We start from the raw sequence: 19180 nt of genomic DNA on the forward strand, positions 1-19180 counted from the left end.
AAGTTTGAGATGGAAGGAAGTATAGGTTAAGGCTTGATATAGCGGGGTTTTTGATTACAGGTAGATCCCCTTGCCCACAATTTGCCCACGTATGTTATTAGTCCGCGATATATGCAGTATATAGATCGAGTGCATCTTGCTCGATCTTTTTTGTTACGTGCAGGTACGTATCAGCAGTTATCTTCACGCTCGCATGACCGAGTCGTTCTGACACGTACTTTATATTTGCCCCAGACTCCAGCAGGTGCACGGCGTGAGTGTGTCGCAATGCGTGAGGACTTAATACTGGCACACCTGCGCGTTTACATACCTCCTTGAAGTACTCGCGTACAACGTTCGTCCGTAACCAGCGCCCGTCCTGCTGGTGAAACATGAGATTATCAGCGGACGCAGTATACCCAGGATATCGTAGTATGACCTCTTTCTGATTCACGCGATGCTTTTTAAGCATCATCAAGGTAACGGCGTCAAGTTTGACTTGTCGGACACTGGCTTTGGATTTTGGTGTCGATAGATAGGGTGTAGAGTTCAGCGGATAGACGAGCGTCTTACTCACGCTGATCCGATCATCGGCGAGATCATCCCAAGTCAGCGCAAGCGCCTCACCGATCCGCAATCCCGTCCGAGCCAGTAGGCTAAAAAGGGTGTAGTATTGAATCGAGTGTTTGTATTTGGTATTTTTGACCGGTTTGCAGGCTTCGAGCAGGACGTCAAGCTGATCCTTTGTATAATAGTGCAATTTGCTCTCGTTGTTCTGCTGCTTGGGAATCTTAATCTTTTGAATCGGATTATCCCGCAAAATTTGAAATTCGTGCACGGCGTCATTTATCGCGCTGCTGAAAATGCTGTGTATCCTCCTCACGGTACCTTCGCTGTATTTCTTGCTCAACTCATTTATCCACTTCTGATACTCCGAGCGGGTGATATCCTTAAGCCTGTAATTCTCCCATTGCGGCAGAATATTTAGCCGCACATTGCGCTCCTGTACGCTGTAGGTGATTGGTTTGACGTTAGGTTTTTTGTAGATTTCGAGCCAATCTTCAAGGTAAGTTTTGATGGTCTCATTCCCATTTTCCGCGAAACCGTTACGCTCGATTGCCAACTCCTCTTCTGCAGCAGCGAGTTGGGCGGCCTTCTTGGTGTCAAAGCCGCTTTTGGACTTTTCTCGGTACTTGCCCGCTTTGCGGTCGAGGTACCGTATCCGATACTCCCATTTTGCCCCGCATGTGCAGCGCTTGCGATCAGGCGGGCACGTACAGTTACGTAATCTAAAGCTTGCCATATAGACCTCCTTAAATGAGAATGTATGTTCGATTGGTAGGTATATTTGAACAGCCTTGCGGCTGGAAAGCGCAAGAATTACATTACATATCGGCTCATTTCTGTAGGTATTCCGCAACGAGCTAAAAACCACTCAGTAGGCTCGTCAATCCCTCGTTCTTCAGAGGCCGTCAGTAGATATGTTGCAAATTCGTCGGCCTGGTTTTCATATAACCCTAACGGAAATCTTGTGTGACGGGTAATGAAGTAATGACTAAAATCCTTATGTAGTCTAAAGTGTGCCAGTTCATGTGCACATACAAATCGTTGCTCCTCTTCCGGAATGTTCTGGTTAATGACAATGATTTTTCTTCGGAGCACCCTGTCTTGGTATCCTTTCACGCCATCGGGTAAATCAAGATACATAGTTGTGATACCAAGCTTTTTTGCAATTGTAAAAGGACAGCTCGTCTGATATTTCTGATACAGGTTTCTAGCCCGACGTTTTATGTCCAAATCACTTCCCCCTTTGTGCGGGCCAGACTGAGGTTACTCTTCGCTGTTATTCTGTCTGGATTTTTTGTAAGCTTCCTTGTTTTGACGTTTCGCTTCCCAAAACATAGCTTCCAGCATTCCTATCATCTTCGCACGATCTTCCTCGGAGAACTCGATACCTTTGTAAAATAGCCCTTGGGGGTCAGAAAGGTATTTTTCCAAGTCTCGTTTGTCTTTGGCTGTAGCCCATTCAGGTGTGTTACTTGGTGCGGGATCAGGAATATCAGTCCGACCTAATAAGTAATCTGTGGAAACCTTAAAATGATCTGCAACTTTTATTAAGTTACTTCCCTTTGGGGTGTTCTTTTTCCAAGAATACAGTGTGTTTTTACTCAGGTCGAGTTTTTCTTCAAGTTTGTTTATCGAGATCCCTTGTGCATCGCAAAGTTGCTTCAATCGATCAAAAGCAGACATTTCAACGTTTCCTTTCTTTAGCCACCAACGTATTAAAACTAAATTTAAAAAACGCATTGACATCTAAAACTAGTTTTAATATACTCTAGGTAAGCTATTCAATTAGCTAAAAAGACAATAAAAAACTGGACCTTCAATAATACATTTTCGTGCTGGGGAGCAAAGGAAATGAACTATGTCAGGCTTATTAAAGTCTTATTTAGCTATGGCTATATATTAAAACTAGTTTTAGAAATTGTCAACTATTTAGCTAATAGAATAGCTTAATTTTTACAAACTTTTACAAAGGAGGTTCAAGAGAATGCAGAACTATACAGATTTTGGACTAGAGGCCCGGAAGAGAATGCTTCAAAAAGGAGTCAAAATGAAAGATGTAGCCCAGGAGCTTGGCGTGTCGGTTACGTACGTTTCAGAAATTTTCAAAGGAACTCGTCCGGGTGAGAAACAGAAACCGAAGATAGCCGAAATGCTCGGGATAGAATGCGAGGTAACAACAAGATGAGTAATGCCCAAAACTTTTATCAAGCGCACATGAACGATCTACCCAATTTCCTTACCGTTAAACAAGTCGCTGACCTTATGGGCTGGCATCCCAACACAGTGTACCTACGTTGCACTAGCGGAGAGCTGTCGAGCTTTAAGTCAGGCAACAGCAGGCGCATCAGGCGAGAAGCATTTTTGGAGTGGGTTAAGCGCTTGGAGGGTAGCGCCTCATGAACGCTGGGTTGTGAAAGAACTTAAAGGGGGATTTACACCGTGAATTTAGTAGCGAATATCAAACGTCTTTGCAAGCAATCGGGAACAACGATCTCTAAACTGGAGAAATCTCTGGGCTTTGGGCGCGGGTCTATCTATGTCTGGGATAAATCCCATCCGTCGATATCTAAAGTTATGGCCGTTGCTGACTTTTTCGATGTACCGATTCAACAATTGCTAGGTAGAGATGTGCCTGTCAAAGCGGAGAAATCAAAGGAAGAAACGGCCAAGCCCTTAACCATGACTACCACTGATCTAATCGAGGCCCTGCGCGCCGACATCGCATCAGATCTCAAAGCCCAAATTCTTGCAGAGCTGGAGCCCGAGATCAAGCGCCGGCTATATTCCAACATCTTCGATATCAAGGAGGCAGCCCTGTATTTAAAATTATCTGAATCAACGCTCCGGCGTATGGTCAGGGACGGAGAGGTGCCTTACTTCAAACAGCGCGGCAATATCTACTTCAGACAAATTGACCTGGATAAGCACATTGAAAATCGAATAATCAGAAAGGATGACCGCCAATGAGTAAAGACGCCGAACTGGTGGCTAATGAAGTCTTCGACTATTGCGCTAACGAGGAGTGCGGCCATGAAATTCGCTTTGGTCAGCCGGCATGGAAAATCGATTTTGAGCTCGTTTGCTCAAGCAACTGCTTACTTAAAAAGCTTGGTGTGGTGACGGTGATCGCTGGAAAGGAGGTGAACTAGGACAATGAATAGGAGATTACGGATCCGGACTTGCGGGAACCTGCTGCAGCTGATCGAGACGACAAAGTCTCAGCAGCTTCGGGAGATTTACCGCCGGCAATACGTCAGCTTGGCCTCAAGGTTACAGAAGAAAAATGCAGCCTGAACGGGGTAGGAGCCGTCAGACTGCACAAATCAATCTATACTACCGCCAGTATAAGCTGGCAGAAGGGAAAACGCAATGATTAATAAGTTGAGTGTCGCTTCGCTGATCGGTCGGGAGCTCACCGATCCAGAAGTTAACGTGCTTGAATGGCTAAATGGATGGGAGTCGGATACCAGCAGCACCGTTGCTAAACTGATTCAGGCAGCTTACCAGAACGGAGCAATTGTGGCTCTTTCTAGGCCTCGCTCCTCAGAGCTTAGCTGCAAAGAAACCGGAATTGTCCGCCGTATTGACGACCTCGGAAGGGTAGTTATTCCAAAGTCGGTCCGGCGTCCGCTTGGGATAGGAGAAGGCGATCCACTTGAATTCTACACATATGAAAATTTTATCATCCTAAAGAAATACACTCCTGGATGCTTTATTTGCGGAGAGTTAGACGATGAGAAGCTTCACGACTTCCAAAACAAACAAATTTGCGAGGCATGCATTAAATCAATTGTCGATACCTTCGAGATCAGGCAATGATCTGTTTCAAAGGTGATGAAGTGAAATTACGGTCAGGCGAGACAGGGGAAGTCCTGGACATTTGGGGCGTCGCTAGGACCTGGCACAAGATCCAGACTAGCGACGAACGGATTGTTTTCGCCATGACTGAAAATATTGAATCGATCGTAAAACGGCATACCGACAAAAAGGGAAAGAGATGGAGGGCACAATGATTAAAATCAATAAATTGGAAATCGAAAACGTAAAACGAGTCAAGGCCGTGAAAATCGAGCCGACTCAGTCCGGACTGACTATCGTTGGCGGGAAGAACCGTCAAGGCAAAACGAGTATCCTGGACTCCATCGCCTGGGGGCTTGGCGGCAATAAATACCGACCGTCTCAAGCTGAGCGTGAAGGATCTGCTGTACCGCCTTACCTGCATATCGTCCTGTCCAATGGCCTGATTGTGGAGAGAAAGGGCAAAAACTCGGACCTAAAGGTTATCGATCCGAACGGCCAGAAGGGCGGCCAACAGCTACTTGATAGCTTTGTGGAAGAGCTGGCGATTGATCTGCCGAAATTCATGAACGCTACCAGTAAAGAAAAAGCCAACATCTTGCTTCGCATCATCGGTGTCGGCAACAAGCTGCATGAACTGGAGGTTAAGGAAAAGGAGCTCTACAACCAGCGCCATACCATCGGACAGATTGCAGACCAAAAGGCTAAATTTGCGAAGGAGCAGCCTTATTACCCGGACGCGCCTAAGGAGCCTATTTCGGCGTCGGAGCTGATCCGGCAGCAGCAGGAAATTCTAGCACGGAACGGAGAGAATCAGCGTAAACGCCAGCGGTTGACACAGATTCAGGCGGCGTACGCCAGCCAGGGGCAAGAAATTGAGCGGTTGCAGGCGCTACTGGCGGAGGCTCAGGCGAAGTACGCTCAGCTTGGGGCGGACCTGGAGATTGCTCAAAAAGATGCGATCGACCTGGTTGACGAATCGACTGCTGAGCTTGAGGCTAACATCCGGCAGATTGACGAGATTAACCGGAAGGTCAGGGCAAATCTGGACAAAGACAAAGCTGAGACGGATGCCAGTGATTATCGCCAGAAATACGAGCAACTGACCACGGAGATCAATGCGATTCGCCAGCAGAAGACGGACCTTCTGGAGACTGCGAATTTGCCGTTGCCGGGACTGGCAGTTGAAGATGGCGAGCTCGTCTACAACGGGCAGAAATGGGATAACATGAGCGGCGCTGATCAGCTCCGGGTTTCCGCAGCGATTGTACGAAAATTGAAACCAGACTGCGGCTTTATCCTACTAGACAAATTGGAACAAATGGATTTAGAAACCTTGCAAGAGTTTGGCCAGTGGCTGGAACAGGAAGGACTGCAAGCCATCGCGACTCGAGTCAGTACCGGAGATGAATGCTCCATCATCATCGAAGACGGCTACGTTGCCGGAGAGGAGCAGGCTCCAGCGCCGCAACCGACACCGCCGGCAGAGCCGAAAACATGGAAAGCAGGTGAATTTTAATGTTTGAAGTTATCAGTGGCACGGTTCAGACAGCCCAAAAAGTCGTGCTTTATGGACCGGAGGGCATAGGGAAGTCATCACTTGCTGCTCAGTTTCCTAATCCGGTCTTTATCGACACGGAGGGATCAACCAAGCAGTTAAATGTTCAGCGGCTGCCAAAGCCGTCAAGCTGGGAAATGCTCAAACAGCAAGCGCAATGGGTGAAGCATGAAGGTCCTTCTCGATTCGGCACGCTGATAATCGATACTGTAGATTGGGCCGAAATGCTTTGCGTCGAGAGCGTATGTGCATCTCACAACAAAAACGGCGTTGAAGACTTTGGATATGGCAAGGGATATATCTATGTCGCGGAGGAAATCGGGCGTTTTCTTAATCTGCTCAGTGATGTAGTCGAGGCAGGCATCCACGTTGTACTGACCGCACATGCTCAGATCATCAAATTTGAGCAGCCGGACGAAATGGGCGCGTACGACCGCTATCAGCTCAAGCTTGGGGCTAAGACCGGTTCACGTACAGCTCCGCTCGTCAAAGAATGGGCTGACATCGTCCTTTTCCTTAATTACAAGACGTATTCGGTGGCCACTGATAAGGACGGAAAGAAAAACAAAGCACAAGGCGGAGCCCGCACGATGTACACCACACATCACCCTGCATGGGACGCAAAGAATCGCCATGGCCTCCCGGATGAATTACCGCTCGATTATAGCCGAATTGCCCATATCTTCAGCCAGCCGATTTTGGCGGGGGCTCCACAACAGACACCAACAATGCAAACACAGCCTACACAAGCAGCCACAGCACCGCAGCCGACAGAACAACCACCTGCAGCAACATCGGTACCTGAGCAGGTGCCGACAGCTCCAGCTCAGCAACCTGCTCAGCCGGCGAACCCATCGCTGCAGTCGGACTTGAATCCAAATATACCACGATCGCTGCGGGATCTGATGGTTCAGCATGGGGTGCAGGAATACGAAATTCAAGCCGTCGTGAGTCAGAAAGGCTACTACCCGCAAGACACGCCGATACCGAATTACGATCCAGGATTTATTGATGGTGTGCTTGTAGCAGCGTGGCCGCAGGTATTCGAAATGATTAAAGCAATGAGAAGTCAAATTCCATTTTCTTAATTCATAACAGGAGGAATTATACATGAGTCAAAACATTGATCGTGAATTAGGTTGGGACGATGAGATCGAGAAGGACGGTGGGGACTTTATCGTCCTCCCGGCCGGAGACTACGACTTTACGGTAACAAAGTTTGAACGTGGACGGTTTGCTGGAAGTGAGAAGATGCCGGCTTGTAACCAGGCAAAACTCGAATTGACGGTTCATTCCCCAGAGCACGGCGACATTGTCGTTTTCCATAACCTGTTCCTGCATACCAAGACGGAGGGGCTACTATCCAACTTTTTCGCCGGGATCGGACAGAAGAAAAAGGGCGAGAAGCTGCGCATGAACTGGAACGCCGTCGTAGGAGCCAAAGGACGTTTGAAACTTGAGATTAATAAGTTCACAGGCCGAGACGGCGTGGAACGAACCAATAATCAGGTCAAAACCTTCTACGCTTATGACGAGGTTGTAGGTCAACAACCACAGCAAAATTACCAACATCAGCAGCAGGCATATCAACAACAGCCGCCACAGCAGTCATATCAGCAGCCACAACAGCAACCGCCGTTCCCGACCGGACAGCAAGGCGGAAACTGGTCAACCGGGCAGTTTTAGGAGGAGACTATGGAGCTTAGACCTTATCAACAGGCTGCCAGGGAATCCATTCAGTCAGAGTGGGCAAAGGGCGTAAAGCGGACACTGCTTGTTCTTCCGACAGGCTGCGGTAAGACGATTGTTTTTAGCAAAGTGATTGAAGATCGGGTGATCCTGGGCGAGCGTGTGCTCGTCCTGGCCCACCGGGGCGAGCTGCTGGACCAAGCGGCCGACAAGCTGGAGAAATCAACTGGATTGAAATGCGCTACGGAAAAGGCAGAGCAAACATCAATCGGAAGTTGGTACCGGGTCGTGGTCGGGAGCATCCAGACGCTAATGAGGGATAAACGTTTACGGCAATTTGCCGCAGACCATTTCGACACGATCATCATTGACGAGGCGCATCACTGCATATCTGATAGCTACCAGCGTGTACTGCAATATTTCGAATCAGCAAACGTCTTGGGCGTAACTGCTACGCCAGATCGTGGAGATATGCGGAACCTGGGCTCCTACTTTGAAAGCCTGGCCTTTGAATACACATTGCCCAAGGCGATCAAGGAAGGTTACCTTAGCCCGATCAAAGCCATGACGATCCCCTTAAAACTCGATCTATCAGCGGTCGGACAACAGGCCGGAGACTTCAAAAGCAGCGACCTGGGCACGGCCTTGGATCCATATCTTGAATCGATCGCGGATGAAATGTGGCGAGTTGCGAAAGATCGGAAGATTGTCGTCTTCCTTCCGCTGGTGAAGACCAGTCAGAAATTCACCAATATTCTTAATGCAGTCGGGTTCCGAGCGGCTGAAGTTAACGGCGAATCACAGGACCGGGCAGAGATTTTAGAGGATTTTGACAAAGGCAAGTACAACGTCCTGTGCAACTCCATGCTTCTTACAGAAGGCTGGGACTGCCCGAGCGTAGACTGTGTTGTTGTCCTGCGGCCAACCAAAGTCCGCAGCTTATATAGCCAGATGGTCGGGCGCGGTACCCGGCTACACCCTGGGAAAACAGAATTATTATTGCTCGACTTCTTATGGCACACCGAACGGCATGAGCTTTGCCATCCGGCACATTTGATCGCAGAGAACGAAGAGGTAGCGAAGGCAATGACCAAACAGATCGAAGAGGCGGGGATCCCGCTCGATCTGGAGACTGTCGAGAAACAAGCGGCTGAGGATGTCATTGCTCAGCGCGAGGAAGCCCTGGCCAAACAGCTTGAAGAAATGAAGCGACGTAAACGGCAGCTTGTGGATCCGCTACAGTTCGAAATGAGTATCCAGGCTGAAGACCTGTCCAGTTACGTGCCATCGTTCGGCTGGGAAATGGCTCCACCAAGCGAAAAGCAGATCAAGACGCTGGAGAAGCTTGGCATCATGCCGGATGAAATCGATAATGCCGGCAAGGCAACGAAGCTGCTGGAACGACTGGATAAGCGGCGGGCGGAAGGATTGACCACGCCGAAGCAGATCCGACTGCTTGAGCGATATGGATTCGAACGTGTCGGTACCTGGTCTTTTGATAGCGCAAAACGCCTGATCGACCGGATCGCCGGCAACGGATGGCGTGTTCCACAAGGCATAAATCCTAAAGAATACAAAGGGGAGTAGATTATTCATGATCAAATTGTTAATCGCTCATGGAGATAAACGTGTCGAGATGGAGTCAACCAATACAAGTGATCAGCATGTCGTGATGGCTCTGGAAGGAGTGTTTGGCATATTTGGATTCGAGCATGAGCGTTCTCCACGGCAAGAAATTAAATTCTCGTCGGAGGCAAAGATGGAGAATCCGACTAAGGCTGTTGAAACATTGAAGGAAAAGCAATCCCGGGAAGTTGCTGCGGCTAAATCTGAAATTGCGTCAAAGCTTTCATCAGCCGAACCGCCTCTGAGTCGGCCCCGTGCCGTCGAGCTGCTAGGAAGCGATCGCTCGCTACAGGTTACAATCGGAGAAGTTGTGACTTTGCCCGACCCGCCCGAATGGTATGAGACGGGAATCAAGGTGAAGGAAGGTGTGCCGCACTTTCGGACGCGGTACTGGTGCCAGAATCCGAAATGCCGGCATCAAGGGAATCAATATGTGCCACTAGAAGCCGATACGACAGAATGCCATGAATGCAAGACCGTAATGATACTTCGCCCAGCCACTGGAATCGTGGGTGATGACGGTATTCCGGAGCGCGACCGTTTTGGTAATTTCTTTAGGGCGGATACTCTGGCAGGGAGTTGAGGGTGCAGGTCATCGAAAGCAGACAGAGCCGGATCGAAGTCCTTTGGATTAATCCGATCGAATGGGGACAGCAGAGACTTTTTAGGAGGATTTGTACGGCATGGAACATAAACTCGATCTTATCGCTTTGCTTGATTACATCGATCCGTCATTCCTCAGTTATCAAGAATGGGTCAACGTCGGAATGGCGTTAAAGTACGAAGGCTACACTGCCAGCGATTGGGACGACTGGAGCAAACGAGACCCTGGCCGGTACCATCCCGGGGAATGTTTTAAAAAATGGACCAGCTTCGAGGGATCGGGCAATCCAGTCACTGGTGCCACGATTACGCAGATGGCGAAGGATAACGGATGGACGCCGCGTTCAACGGATCGCGAAGATCGTGAGCTTGGATGGGAAGATGAGATTTCCGGTGGAGATTATGTGGTCGTCGACCGGAACTGGATCGAAGGGAAGGAGATCCACGAGCCGGCGGCCTGGAATCCAGTGCAGCAGCTAACAACCTATCTTGAAACACTTTTCGAAGCATCGGAAAACGTTGGTTATGTCGTAGACACGTGGCAAAACGATGAAGGCAAGTATTTGCCCACGAAGGGAGCCTGGGACCGAACGGCCGGCGAGCTGATCCAGCGCCTGAACGAGTGCAACGGAGATATCGGGGCAGTCCTGGGCGACTATGACCCGGCAGCCGGCGCCTGGATCCGGTTCAATCCGCTGGATGGCAAGGGTGTCAAGAACGAGAATGTTACGGAATTCCGGTATGCCCTAGTGGAATCCGACACGATGGACATTGAAAAGCAAAACGCCATCATGCGCGAGCTGGAGCTTCCGATTGCCGTCATGGTCTATAGCGGCGGAAAGAGCCTGCATGCCATAGTTAGGGTCGATGCGGCCAGCTACGACGAGTATCGCAAGCGCGTTGACTACCTTTATAACGTGTGTAAAAAGAACGGCCTAAATATCGACAACCAGAACCGAAATCCTTCCCGGTTGTCCCGGATGCCTGGCGTTGAGCGCAATGGAAAAAAGCAATTCATTGTGGATACCAATATCGGCAAACCCAGCTGGGCAGAGTGGCATGAATGGATTGAGGGCGTGAACGATGATCTTCCTGATCCGGAGAGCTTAACGGATTTCTGGAACAACATGCCGGTCCTGGCCCCTGCACTGATCGAGGGCGTGCTGCGGCAGGGGCATAAAATGCTGATGGCCGGGCCGTCCAAGGCGGGGAAGTCGTTCGCGCTGATCGAGTTGAGCATCGCCATAGCCGAAGGAACGAAATGGCTAGGGTGGCAGTGTACACAGGGCAAGGTCCTTTACGTCAACCTTGAGCTTGATCGAGCGAGCTGCTTGCACCGTTTCCGAGACGTTTACACTGCCCTGGGGCTGCAGCCAGCGAACATTGGCAATATCGACATCTGGAACCTTCGTGGCAAATCAGTACCAATGGATAAGTTGGCTCCGAAGCTGATCCGGCGGGCTGCCAAGAAGGGTTACATCGCGGTTATCATTGACCCGATCTACAAGGTTCTGACCGGCGACGAGAACAGCGCCGATCAGATGGCCCATTTTACGAACCAGTTCGATAAGATCGCGACGGAGCTAGGAGCCAGCGTCATTTACTGCCACCACCATTCCAAGGGTGCCCAGGGTGGCAAGAAGTCGATGGACCGGGCCAGCGGCAGCGGCGTATTCGCCCGCGATCCGGACGCTCTGATCGACCTGGTGGAACTCGATGTGACCGAGGCACTGCTGAAGCAGGAGGAGAACAAGGCCATATGCGCCATGTACAAACAGCTGTTTGAACGGAATAACCCGGACTACCTGCAGGAACACGTGTCGCAGGATGACGAGCTCAGCGCGAAGGCGATGGAGGACCATGCCAAGCGCGCTATGCCGCACGTCATGGCAAATATCATGCCGACCATTGAACAAGTCCTTAAGGCTGTGAAGGGCCGGTCAGCGTGGCGCGTGGAGGGCACACTCCGGGAATATGCCAAGTTTGAGCCAGTAAATATGTGGTTCCAGTACCCGATCCACCGCGTCGATGACGTGGGCAGCTTGAAGGATATTGATCCGGAAGGGGAAGCACCGGCTTGGCAGAAGGCGACGGGCAAGCGGAAGGAATCTGCAAAGAAGGAACGACAAAGCAAGGAAGCCCAGTTCCAGGACGCCGTGAATAACTGCAATTTCGGCGATCCTCCGACCGTAAAGGATATTGTTGAATGGTTCGGTAAGTCCGGGAAAGAGGTTTCAGAGCGGACAGTTAGAGACTGGATAAAGCGTTACGGTTACGTTTTACAGGACGGTGTGATTGTAAAAGAGGATGGCGAAGACCATGGTTAATGCCGCCGCCGCCATCAGTACATTTACGGCGGGCACCATGTTCACCGCCGCCGCCGCCAAACATTCAATATGGCGGCGAACACCATGTTTTTATGGTCGCCGCCGCCGAATGTTGAATCCTTTATATATTATATATAAATATAACGCGCGATGTAATAAATAAACTAATGATTAATCTACTAGTGTAAAACGTAGTGAGAGAGAAGGTCGCCGCTGCCGAATTTGCGGCGCCCCCTTCTCTCACGTTTAGGCTACGTTGGCGCGAAAGAAAAGAGGATGAAAGACATGCCTAAAAAATATTGGGAAAATGAAACGCCTGAGACAATAGAGTTTGGAAATTATTTTATGCGCTGCTTTGATAAATCCGGGAAGTTGCAATTTGGTGTAAAGCTCGACGGAAAATTTATTGTGAAGTTCGTACTTGATCGAAAAGCGTTGTTCTCCAGCGAAGAAGCTCCTGGGTACCTCCGGCAATTGGTTAGCGATTGGGAAGAGATGATGGAGGGGCAGAGCGATGATGACTGAATTCTTCATGCCGATGATTCCGCCGACAGCAACGCACCAGGAGAAACAGGTCTCTTGTAAAAACGATAAGCCCGTGTTTTATGAGCCTGCTGATTTAAAGGCAGCTCGTGCAAAGCTGATGGCTCACTTGGGGCAGCATGTGCCGGCGAAGAAGTATAAGGGTGCGCTTCGGGTGATTGTGAAATGGCTGTTCCCGATCAAAGACGGAAGTAAGCACTACGACGGCGAATGGAAGATCACGAAGCCGGACACACACAACCTGAACAAGCTGCCGTTCGATATCATGACGGAACTTGGCTATTGGACAGATGACGCGATCGTGGCCAGCGAGATCATTGAAAAGTTTTGGGCTAATCGGCCTGGCATCTACATCCGGATCGAGGAGCTGTAGGCCTATGGATTACAAAGTGTTCTTTGCGGACGTTGAGGCCTGGATCGGCCAGGCCAACCATGCAGCTATGCGGCACGGGATGGATAATCCGGAATTTTGGCAATGGGTCGCCGAGTCTTCTGGTGAGCTCTGCAGGAAGTATCAGGAGCACCGCCTGGCGATCAAACAGATGATGATGCTAGTCGAATGGCTCGAAGAGGTTTACGAGAAGAATTCGGGGAGGAGGGAAGCCCCTTGAATATCGGTTATAACCCTCATCTTGGTTATGAGGCTGATATTGTTAAGAATTACGAGAATCTTGTTCATAAAGTGGCCAAAAGGTACCGTGTAGCCTTGAATGCCGGCCTAGACTATGAAGACCTGGTATCTGTCGGGACAATGGGACTTATCGATGCGTTCCGAAAGTATGACCCAAGCCGATTTGATGGGGCTGTTAATTCGTTTATCACCCTAGCTTATCCATCTATACAAGGGAATATTCTGAACTTTCTAAGAGATAAACGTTACCTTGTGAGGATTCCTAGAAGACTACAAAGCAAGATTAACGTAATTCGAAAGCAAGGATGGAGTGACGAATCGCCTGAATCGATTGTGAAAAAGACCGGCTGGAAACTCGATGAGGCTCGTAACGCCTTGCAGCTCTTGAACGGATGGTCGGCAGTTTCGTTAGACCGGCCTATGACGGTATCTTATAAGGCAGACGAGGACGTGACTATGCTAGACATTTTGCCGAGCACAACCGACTTCTCAGATATCTACGTCAAAGAGTTTCTAACTTTGCTTGATCCGATAGAAAGAACTGTGCTTCGGCTGCGTCTCCAGGGTTGGTCACAGCGACAAATATCTCAGCATATCGGGCGGAGCCAAACGATTGTCGGCCGGATCATGAAACGAATCGGAAATAAGTATATCCAGTACCAAGCAGGTACGTTAATACAGGAGGGCACGCGAATGAGTCGAGGACGTAGCAATATAGGCGGAAATATTGAATGGTTCGTTGATGAGGGAGTTTCAACTACTCCTACGATTGGGCTGAACGGTCATGGGATCCACCTTAATAAAAGGGCCGTTCATGAAATGGGTTGCAAGGCAGGTCAGTGTCTGCAGGTAGGTTACGATCCCGAAGGGAATCGACTCGTGATGCAAGTCGCAAATAAAGGGCTCCAGCTCCGAACCCAGAGCGGTGACAACGGCGGCCTACGGCTGATCAATAAGCGCTTATCTGCCTGGCTCAATCAAAAGCAGGTGACGACTAAACGTTATGCGCTTCAGGTAGATACGGAACGTGATCTCTTTTACATCCAGTTGGAAAGCCATGCATAAACCAGATCCGATTTTTCAAGATATTCCTTGGGATTTGATATATGACGATAACGGCGAGCTGATCGGCGAGATCTATTTGACCTTGCCGGATCCGCCGCCAAGAAAACGAAAGCACAAACGTTTTGAGGAGTGAAGCGCTATGAAATGGGAAGCTTTTGAATGCGACGATTGTAAACAGCGATTTGCGCTTGAACAGAAGCCGGACGATGAGATCGAAGAGCCTTTGTGTCCGGGCTGTGGCGGTTTTTATTGCGGGCCGATAGAACTGGAGATCTGGGAAAAAAGAGGCTAGGCCGACATGGAGAACCCACTTGACGAAATACTTAGAATCTCTTATCAGCTGCCTATCACAGTGCTTCAGGACATTAACCAGCGAATAGGTGATTGGCTGGCCATGGGCGGAAAGGATACTGATCCATACATTGAGCAGCAACTTCGGTTTGCTCGAGGACTTGTGGAGAATGATGAACATGATCGTTGAACGGAGGGCAGATCAGTGAGCAATCAAACTAAATTGAGAAGGGGAACCTTCCTCCATGTTGAATCGGAGCTTTATGCCTACCACGATACCAGGAAAGAGATAATTCGCTTAAAGAACGAAATTTTGTACGGCAGTGGTCCAGGAGATGATGAGAATGTCGGCGGTGGCCGGAGCAATCTTCCAGGAGATCCGACGGGACGAACAGCTGTATTACTGACGACACATAAAAAGCTTGAGCAGCTGCAAGCTATCTCTGATGCGATTGAAGCTGTGTACGGGGCACTTGGCCCAGATAAACAGCGATTGGTTCGACTGCGGTACTGGACAAGGCCGCAGACATTGACCTGGGAGGGAATCGCAAAGGAGATCCCAGCACATCGGGCGACTGTGATCCGCTGGCGAGATGAGATCATTCGAATGATCGCAGAAAGAATAGGTTGGAGATGACATGCAACTCTGATGCGACTTTTGGCTTCAGAATCCGTGCTATTATGATATCGTGCCCCTGATGTAAAGAGGCGGTCGGCAATGGACCACCCGCGCCGTTAGGCGGCCGCCTCACAATAACCGGATGTAGTGTAGCTGGGTAGCACGCTTGCCTTGGGAGTAAGTAGTGTAGGTTCAAATCCTGCCGTTCGGATTTTTCATATCTTTTTTATCTCCCACTTTTGCCGTCTCGGATCGAGGCGGTATTTTTATTCTGAGAGGATGTTGAGCTTTGGGACGGTATCGTAAAAAGCCGGAGATCATCGATGCGTTCATGTGGACGGGAGACCAGGATCAAAAAGAAGACCCGCAGTGGATCGTTGAAGCAATCAACAAAGGGGCAGTTTTTGTGGGCGTAAGAGCAATGCTTATCAAGACTCCTGAGGGGAATAGAGTGGCACATCCCGGAGATTACATCATCAAGGGCGTGAATGGCGAGATATACACATGCAAGCCGGATATCTTTGAAAAAACATACGAGGAGGTCATAGAATGAATTCGCAAATCGAGAACAATTTCAGCTACCACGCCCCAAAGCCAGGGCAGCCGGAGGTCTACCAGGAGATCCGCGAGAAAGCAAAGGAACTGGCGTACCTGATTGATGAGCTGGCACCGAATAGCCGCGAGAAGGCGCTGGCCATGACGAACTTGGAGCAGGCGGTGTTCTGGGCGAATGCGGCGGTAGCTAGAAACTAAGCATCCTTTGGGGGGGTGCTTTTTCATTTTACTCTCAAATGGCGAAATATAAGCCGTTTTAAGGTGTTGGTTATTGATTGCAGACGAATAGAGGAACGGGTCAGGAAAACAGCAGAGAAGGGGCATAGCGTTGGTGTGCGGCCCTGTTTTGCATGAGTGTAGATCCAAAACCAACTCAACACAAAAGGAGGCGACGTCGGTGCCGCAAATGATGATCGACATTCCAGAGTACGGCCCTTGGATTGTCACACATAAAGGGGACCGGGCTTGCCGCCTTCTTGCCGATCGGCATTACTCTCGTCAGCGTGTCGGTGCTCTTATGTTCACTCGCCCAGGCCGAAACCTAGTGCTGCGAACCCCTGTCGGTGACGCTGTTTGGGTTACTTGGTCAGGTATACGAGATGATGGACTGCAGGCGTGGGAATGTACAATCTTCCGCAACGAGTCGTCAAATCTCAGCAGTGACATGATCCGTGCGGCGGTAACGGCCACCATCGCCGAATGGGGCCAACCACCGCCTGATGGAATAATTACTTATGTCGATAAATCTAAGGTCCGGAGCAGAAATCCGGGCTTTTGTTTTTTGTCGGCGGGCTTCCAGCGGATCGGCAGAAGCAAGCGCAGGGGGCTGATACTGCTTCAGTACACATTGTTTTCTACAAAGAGTTGTTAAGCAAGCGGAGAGGTCTGCTTAGAATGAGTTTAGCTGCCTCACAGGCAGACTTGCATACAAAAAGGATTGATGAAGATGTCTTTAACTGAAAAGCTTTATGGAGAAAGCATTAAAAGCTCGACGCTTCGGGAGGTAATCGGTTGTCACGCAGTTACATCGTTAATTGATGAAATTAGGGAGTTGAATGCACGTGTTCCGAGCCTGCCCGAGGAATTGCAACGGGCGAAGGAAGCAAACGAGAGGGTTATCTTCTACTGGTCGCCTAATTGAAATATAAGAGGCGACCCATTTGAAGAGAACATGCGAAGGAAAATGCGGGCTCGATCGGGCTCGTATTTTCTTTTGTTGGGGGTGGTGATGGTGTAGCATGGCTAGAGAGAGAAGTCCCGACCGGGACAAGGCGAAACAAATGTGGCTGGATAGCGGCGGGACGATGAAGCTTAAGGACATCGCCACCGCTCTTTCTATTGGGGAGACACAAGTTCGGAAGTGGAAGTCTCAAGATAAATGGGCTGCCGATCTGAAAGGTAACGTTACCAATGAATCGAAAGGTAACGTTACTAAACGCGGTGCCCCCAAAGGGAACAAGAACGCTGCCGGGAATAAGGGCGGAGCTCCTCCCGGAAATCAGAATGCCAAAGGGAACCGCGGCGGTCCAGGCGGGCCTCCTGGCAACGACAAGGCGGTCACCCATGGATTCTTTCGAAAATACCTGCCGGCTGACTCCTTGGAGATCATGGAGCAGCTGCAGACCAAGGCGCCTCTCGACATCGTCTGGGAAAACATCATGATCCAGTATACGGCCATCATCCGGGCCCAGCAGATTATGTACGTCCGGGACCGGGACGACAAAACGGTAGAAAAGATCGAGGAAAAGGACGGCAACGTCATCGGGGAACGCTGGGAGGTGCAACAGGCTTGGGACAAACAGGCGACCTTCCTGCAGGCCCAGAGCCGGGCTATGGGGACACTTCAAAGCCTGATCAAACAATATGACGAGCTCCTGAAGACGGAACTGGCAACCGAAGAGCAGGAGCTGCGGATCGCCAGGCTGAAGCTGGAAGTAAAAGACCTGCGTGGAGATTCAGATAGTGATGCACATGCTCAAGGCGGCGGTTATGCCGAAGCGCTGAACGCACAGGCTGCAGATGTGTTTGCCGATGAGGTGGATCATGGCGAAGAGACGTAAAAAGACTACCTCCTTCAAATTTAAGCCGTTCAGTCGTAAACAAAAGAAGCTCCTCATGTGGTGGACCGACAACAGCCCTTATCGGGATTACGATATGGTTGTGGCTGAAGGGGCGATCAGATCCGGCAAGACCATCGCTATGATCGATTCCTTTATCACTTGGTCGCTCGATAAACACCGAGATCAGAATTTCATCATAGCTGGTAAGTCGATGGGTGCCCTAAAGCGTAACGTTTTAGAGCCTATGTTTCAAATCTTGACGGCCAAAGGCATTGACTACCACTATCACCGGTCTGAAAACCCGCACGTCGTAATCGGGACGAACACCTATTATCTATTCGGTGCGAACAACGAATCGAGCCAGGACGTGCTGCAGGGTTTGACAGCTGCCGGCGCTTATCTCGATGAAGTCGCTCTGTTCCCGCAGTCGTTTGTTGATCAGGCCATCGGACGTTGCTCAGCTGAGACCGATGGCAATAGTGCGAAGATCTTCTTTAACTGTAACCCAGGTGGGCCTTACCACTGGTTCAAACTTGAGTATATCGACAAGGCAAAGGAAAAGAAGATTTATGTCCTGCATTTTTCGATGGAGGATAACTTGTCGTTGTCTCAAAAAGTTAAAGAACGTTTTTACCGCATGTTCTCCGGTGTGTTCTTCAAGCGGTACATCCTGGGCTTATGGGTAATGGCTGAGGGCGTCATATACGATATGTTCGACCGCGATAAGCATGTAGTTCCGGTCGAGGATCGTCCTTACACGCAGTATTACGTCAGCTGCGACTATGGAACGCAAAACCCGACGACCTTCGGGCTGTGGGGCCTAAGCAAGGGTGTCTGGTACAAAGTCAAAGAGTACCACTATGACGGCCGCGCCCGCAGCCGGCAGAAGACGGATGAGGAATATTGCGATGATCTTATAGAGTTTGTGGGCGATCTTAAGCTTCAGGGCGTGATCGTTGACCCAAGCGCTGCATCGTTTATCACTGCTCTTAAAAAGAGGAAAAGATTCCGAGTGGTGCAGGCCATTAATGATGTTATCGACGGGATCCGCAACGTGGCATCAGCCTTGAATGAGGGGCTGATCAAATATAACGATTGCTGTACCGAGACGTTCCGGGAATTCAGCTCGTATGTCTGGGATGAGAAGGCGGCAGCCCGCGGCGAAGATAAGCCGCTAAAGGAGAATGACCATCAGATGGACGGTGATCGATATTTCGTGAATACGGTTGTCAAACGTAAAAATGGAATCTCGATATTAAAGTGAGGTGA

26 protein-coding genes and 1 tRNA gene are annotated in these 19180 nt (G+C 49.8%); 24 read left to right on the forward strand and 3 right to left on the reverse strand.

What is annotated here, in order from left to right:
- Nucleotides 1-97: 97 nt before the first annotated feature.
- The 3 genes from MKX64_RS23970 to MKX64_RS23980 form a co-directional block, all read right to left on the reverse strand.
- Complete coding sequence (locus MKX64_RS23970; RefSeq protein ID WP_341037845.1) at nt 98-1282, reverse strand: tyrosine-type recombinase/integrase; 1185 nt, start codon at nt 1280-1282, stop codon at nt 98-100.
- A gap of 77 nt (nt 1283-1359) precedes the next feature.
- Nucleotides 1360-1776 carry an ImmA/IrrE family metallo-endopeptidase gene (locus tag MKX64_RS23975; RefSeq protein WP_341037847.1) on the reverse strand — a complete coding sequence of 139 codons (417 nt, stop codon included), beginning with the start codon at nt 1774-1776 and terminating at the stop codon, nt 1360-1362.
- Nucleotides 1777-1809: 33 nt separating this feature from the next.
- On the reverse strand, nt 1810-2229 hold the full coding sequence (locus tag MKX64_RS23980) for a helix-turn-helix domain-containing protein (RefSeq protein ID WP_341037848.1): 420 nt from the start codon (nt 2227-2229) through the stop codon (nt 1810-1812).
- A gap of 301 nt (nt 2230-2530) precedes the next feature.
- Between MKX64_RS23980 and MKX64_RS23985 the strand changes: the two genes are divergently transcribed.
- The 24 genes from MKX64_RS23985 (at nt 2531) to MKX64_RS24100 (ending at nt 19175) form a co-directional block, all read left to right on the forward strand.
- Nucleotides 2531-2731, forward strand: coding sequence for a helix-turn-helix domain-containing protein (locus MKX64_RS23985; RefSeq protein ID WP_341037849.1), 201 nt, complete (start codon nt 2531-2533; stop codon nt 2729-2731).
- Nucleotides 2732-2760: 29 nt separating this feature from the next.
- The gene (locus MKX64_RS23990; RefSeq protein WP_341037924.1) at nt 2761-2946 is read left to right on the forward strand and encodes a helix-turn-helix domain-containing protein; all 186 of its coding nucleotides are present in this window, start codon (nt 2761-2763) and stop codon (nt 2944-2946) included.
- A gap of 39 nt (nt 2947-2985) precedes the next feature.
- Nucleotides 2986-3513 (forward strand): helix-turn-helix domain-containing protein, encoded by a 528-nt coding sequence (locus MKX64_RS23995; RefSeq protein ID WP_341037850.1) that lies wholly within the window; start codon nt 2986-2988, stop codon nt 3511-3513.
- Nucleotides 3510-3695 (forward strand): hypothetical protein, encoded by a 186-nt coding sequence (locus tag MKX64_RS24000; RefSeq protein ID WP_341037851.1) that lies wholly within the window; start codon nt 3510-3512, stop codon nt 3693-3695. Before MKX64_RS23995 ends, MKX64_RS24000 begins: the two co-directional genes overlap by 4 nt.
- A gap of 4 nt (nt 3696-3699) precedes the next feature.
- Nucleotides 3700-3840, forward strand: a complete 141-nt coding sequence (locus MKX64_RS24005) for a hypothetical protein (RefSeq protein ID WP_341037853.1) — start codon at nt 3700-3702, stop codon at nt 3838-3840.
- Between the two features lie 75 nt (nt 3841-3915).
- Nucleotides 3916-4365, forward strand: coding sequence for an AbrB/MazE/SpoVT family DNA-binding domain-containing protein (locus MKX64_RS24010; protein ID WP_341034853.1), 450 nt, complete (start codon nt 3916-3918; stop codon nt 4363-4365).
- A 190-nt stretch (nt 4366-4555) separates the two neighbouring features.
- On the forward strand, nt 4556-5863 hold the full coding sequence (locus tag MKX64_RS24015; RefSeq protein WP_341037854.1) for an AAA family ATPase: 1308 nt from the start codon (nt 4556-4558) through the stop codon (nt 5861-5863).
- Nucleotides 5863-6990, forward strand: a complete 1128-nt coding sequence (locus MKX64_RS24020) for an ATP-binding protein (protein WP_341037856.1) — start codon at nt 5863-5865, stop codon at nt 6988-6990. The genes MKX64_RS24015 and MKX64_RS24020 overlap by 1 nt, the downstream gene beginning before the upstream one ends.
- Before the next feature lie 22 nt (nt 6991-7012).
- Complete coding sequence (locus tag MKX64_RS24025; RefSeq protein ID WP_341037859.1) at nt 7013-7588, forward strand: hypothetical protein; 576 nt, start codon at nt 7013-7015, stop codon at nt 7586-7588.
- A gap of 9 nt (nt 7589-7597) precedes the next feature.
- The gene (locus MKX64_RS24030) at nt 7598-9178 is read left to right on the forward strand and encodes a DEAD/DEAH box helicase (protein ID WP_341037860.1); all 1581 of its coding nucleotides are present in this window, start codon (nt 7598-7600) and stop codon (nt 9176-9178) included.
- A 7-nt stretch (nt 9179-9185) separates the two neighbouring features.
- Complete coding sequence (locus tag MKX64_RS24035) at nt 9186-9800, forward strand: hypothetical protein (RefSeq protein ID WP_341037862.1); 615 nt, start codon at nt 9186-9188, stop codon at nt 9798-9800.
- 100 nt (nt 9801-9900) lie between these two features.
- Complete coding sequence (locus MKX64_RS24040; protein ID WP_341037864.1) at nt 9901-12147, forward strand: AAA family ATPase; 2247 nt, start codon at nt 9901-9903, stop codon at nt 12145-12147.
- Between the two features lie 285 nt (nt 12148-12432).
- Entirely contained in the window at nt 12433-12672 is a 240-nt protein-coding gene (locus tag MKX64_RS24045) for a hypothetical protein (protein ID WP_341037866.1), read from the forward strand.
- Entirely contained in the window at nt 12662-13063 is a 402-nt protein-coding gene (locus MKX64_RS24050) for a RusA family crossover junction endodeoxyribonuclease (RefSeq protein WP_341037868.1), read from the forward strand. Before MKX64_RS24045 ends, MKX64_RS24050 begins: the two co-directional genes overlap by 11 nt.
- Before the next feature lie 4 nt (nt 13064-13067).
- Nucleotides 13068-13301, forward strand: coding sequence for a hypothetical protein (locus MKX64_RS24055; RefSeq protein ID WP_341037870.1), 234 nt, complete (start codon nt 13068-13070; stop codon nt 13299-13301).
- Nucleotides 13298-14386, forward strand: coding sequence for a sigma-70 family RNA polymerase sigma factor (locus MKX64_RS24060; RefSeq protein WP_341037872.1), 1089 nt, complete (start codon nt 13298-13300; stop codon nt 14384-14386). Before MKX64_RS24055 ends, MKX64_RS24060 begins: the two co-directional genes overlap by 4 nt.
- Nucleotides 14387-14525: 139 nt before the next feature.
- On the forward strand, nt 14526-14678 hold the full coding sequence (locus tag MKX64_RS24065; protein WP_341037874.1) for a hypothetical protein: 153 nt from the start codon (nt 14526-14528) through the stop codon (nt 14676-14678).
- Nucleotides 14679-14684: 6 nt separating this feature from the next.
- The gene (locus tag MKX64_RS24070; RefSeq protein WP_341037876.1) at nt 14685-14867 is read left to right on the forward strand and encodes a DUF6877 family protein; all 183 of its coding nucleotides are present in this window, start codon (nt 14685-14687) and stop codon (nt 14865-14867) included.
- Nucleotides 14868-14882: 15 nt separating this feature from the next.
- The gene (locus MKX64_RS24075) at nt 14883-15314 is read left to right on the forward strand and encodes a transcriptional regulator (protein WP_341037878.1); all 432 of its coding nucleotides are present in this window, start codon (nt 14883-14885) and stop codon (nt 15312-15314) included.
- 120 nt (nt 15315-15434) lie between these two features.
- Nucleotides 15435-15507 (forward strand) — tRNA-Pro (locus MKX64_RS24080).
- A 78-nt stretch (nt 15508-15585) separates the two neighbouring features.
- Nucleotides 15586-15849, forward strand: coding sequence for a hypothetical protein (locus tag MKX64_RS24085; protein ID WP_341037879.1), 264 nt, complete (start codon nt 15586-15588; stop codon nt 15847-15849).
- Nucleotides 15846-16049, forward strand: a complete 204-nt coding sequence (locus MKX64_RS24090) for an Acb2/Tad1 domain-containing protein (RefSeq protein ID WP_341037881.1) — start codon at nt 15846-15848, stop codon at nt 16047-16049. Before MKX64_RS24085 ends, MKX64_RS24090 begins: the two co-directional genes overlap by 4 nt.
- Nucleotides 16050-17089: 1040 nt before the next feature.
- A complete protein-coding gene (gene terS / locus MKX64_RS24095) occupies nt 17090-17911 on the forward strand; it encodes a phage terminase small subunit (RefSeq protein WP_341037883.1) in 822 nt (273 codons plus the stop codon).
- Nucleotides 17895-19175 (forward strand): PBSX family phage terminase large subunit, encoded by a 1281-nt coding sequence (locus tag MKX64_RS24100; RefSeq protein ID WP_341037885.1) that lies wholly within the window; start codon nt 17895-17897, stop codon nt 19173-19175. The genes terS and MKX64_RS24100 overlap by 17 nt, the downstream gene beginning before the upstream one ends.
- Nucleotides 19176-19180: the final 5 nt, after the last annotated feature.

This window comes from Paenibacillus sp. FSL M8-0334 (assembly GCF_038000405.1).
In the GTDB taxonomy this organism is placed as follows: Bacteria; Bacillota; Bacilli; order Paenibacillales; family Paenibacillaceae; genus Paenibacillus_AQ; species Paenibacillus_AQ campinasensis.

Excerpts from the sequence above, each read along its gene's own strand:
- MKX64_RS24070 (WP_341037876.1), top strand. The coding sequence starts at position 14,685 with ATGGAGAACCCACTTGACGAAATACTTAGAATCTCTTATCAGCTGCCT.
- MKX64_RS24065 (WP_341037874.1), top strand. The coding sequence starts at position 14,526 with ATGAAATGGGAAGCTTTTGAATGCGACGATTGTAAACAGCGATTTGCG.
- MKX64_RS24040 (WP_341037864.1), top strand. The coding sequence starts at position 9,901 with ATGGAACATAAACTCGATCTTATCGCTTTGCTTGATTACATCGATCCG.
- terS (WP_341037883.1), top strand. The coding sequence starts at position 17,090 with ATGGCTAGAGAGAGAAGTCCCGACCGGGACAAGGCGAAACAAATGTGG.
- MKX64_RS24010 (WP_341034853.1), top strand. The coding sequence starts at position 3,916 with ATGATTAATAAGTTGAGTGTCGCTTCGCTGATCGGTCGGGAGCTCACC.
- MKX64_RS24015 (WP_341037854.1), top strand. The coding sequence starts at position 4,556 with ATGATTAAAATCAATAAATTGGAAATCGAAAACGTAAAACGAGTCAAG.
- MKX64_RS24030 (WP_341037860.1), top strand. The coding sequence starts at position 7,598 with ATGGAGCTTAGACCTTATCAACAGGCTGCCAGGGAATCCATTCAGTCA.
- MKX64_RS24020 (WP_341037856.1), top strand. The coding sequence starts at position 5,863 with ATGTTTGAAGTTATCAGTGGCACGGTTCAGACAGCCCAAAAAGTCGTG.
- MKX64_RS23985 (WP_341037849.1), top strand. The coding sequence starts at position 2,531 with ATGCAGAACTATACAGATTTTGGACTAGAGGCCCGGAAGAGAATGCTT.
- MKX64_RS24100 (WP_341037885.1), top strand. The coding sequence starts at position 17,895 with ATGGCGAAGAGACGTAAAAAGACTACCTCCTTCAAATTTAAGCCGTTC.
- MKX64_RS24000 (WP_341037851.1), top strand. The coding sequence starts at position 3,510 with ATGAGTAAAGACGCCGAACTGGTGGCTAATGAAGTCTTCGACTATTGC.
- MKX64_RS24005 (WP_341037853.1), top strand. The coding sequence starts at position 3,700 with ATGAATAGGAGATTACGGATCCGGACTTGCGGGAACCTGCTGCAGCTG.
- MKX64_RS24045 (WP_341037866.1), top strand. The coding sequence starts at position 12,433 with ATGCCTAAAAAATATTGGGAAAATGAAACGCCTGAGACAATAGAGTTT.
- MKX64_RS24090 (WP_341037881.1), top strand. The coding sequence starts at position 15,846 with ATGAATTCGCAAATCGAGAACAATTTCAGCTACCACGCCCCAAAGCCA.
- MKX64_RS23990 (WP_341037924.1), top strand. The coding sequence starts at position 2,761 with ATGAACGATCTACCCAATTTCCTTACCGTTAAACAAGTCGCTGACCTT.
- MKX64_RS24035 (WP_341037862.1), top strand. The coding sequence starts at position 9,186 with ATGATCAAATTGTTAATCGCTCATGGAGATAAACGTGTCGAGATGGAG.
- MKX64_RS24025 (WP_341037859.1), top strand. The coding sequence starts at position 7,013 with ATGAGTCAAAACATTGATCGTGAATTAGGTTGGGACGATGAGATCGAG.
- MKX64_RS24050 (WP_341037868.1), top strand. The coding sequence starts at position 12,662 with ATGATGACTGAATTCTTCATGCCGATGATTCCGCCGACAGCAACGCAC.
- MKX64_RS23980 (WP_341037848.1), bottom strand. The coding sequence starts at position 2,229 with ATGTCTGCTTTTGATCGATTGAAGCAACTTTGCGATGCACAAGGGATC.
- MKX64_RS24055 (WP_341037870.1), top strand. The coding sequence starts at position 13,068 with ATGGATTACAAAGTGTTCTTTGCGGACGTTGAGGCCTGGATCGGCCAG.
- MKX64_RS23970 (WP_341037845.1), bottom strand. The coding sequence starts at position 1,282 with ATGGCAAGCTTTAGATTACGTAACTGTACGTGCCCGCCTGATCGCAAG.